Origin of the sequence: Brenneria roseae subsp. roseae (assembly GCF_003115845.1) — a bacterium.
Taxonomy (GTDB): Bacteria; Pseudomonadota; Gammaproteobacteria; order Enterobacterales; family Enterobacteriaceae; genus Brenneria; species Brenneria roseae.
In genome coordinates this window covers 1-393 of the sequence record NZ_KZ819067.1, presented here as the reverse complement: position 1 = coordinate 393, position 393 = coordinate 1, and the positions used below count along the sequence as shown (strand labels likewise).

Annotated in this window: 1 protein-coding gene; it reads left to right on the top strand. The window is 53.9% G+C overall.

Features of this window, described 5'->3' with window-relative positions; all coding sequences use genetic code 11:
* A partial coding sequence (locus DDT52_RS20850; protein ID WP_210732752.1) for a PAAR domain-containing protein occupies window positions 1-393 on the top strand: 393 nt, incomplete at both ends.

Below are 393 nucleotides of genomic sequence, written 5' to 3'. Positions count from 1 at the left end.
GTGGTCATGACTGCTTCCCTGAAACCCCGATCGTGGAAGGCAGTCCTGACGTTATCATCAACGGTCAGCCCGCCGCCCGTAAAGGTGATACGGTTCTGCTTCATGGTTGTCCCTGTCCCAATGCACCGCATGGTGTGCATTCCCGAAAAATAGCAGCAGGCTCATCGACGGTTCTCATTAATGGTAAACCCGCTGCCCGTATTGGCGATGGTATCAATTGCGGTGGTGTCATTATCTCCGGCAGCGGCAACGTCATTATTGGTGACACGCCTTATAAATCTCCGGTTCAGGAATGTGCTAAACAGGCGGCGTCGAACCGTTCCCCTTTGCTGGCGCTGACACCGATGCTTGCAATGGAGCCTGTGTTTGCCAAATCCTGTTTACGTAGCGCGG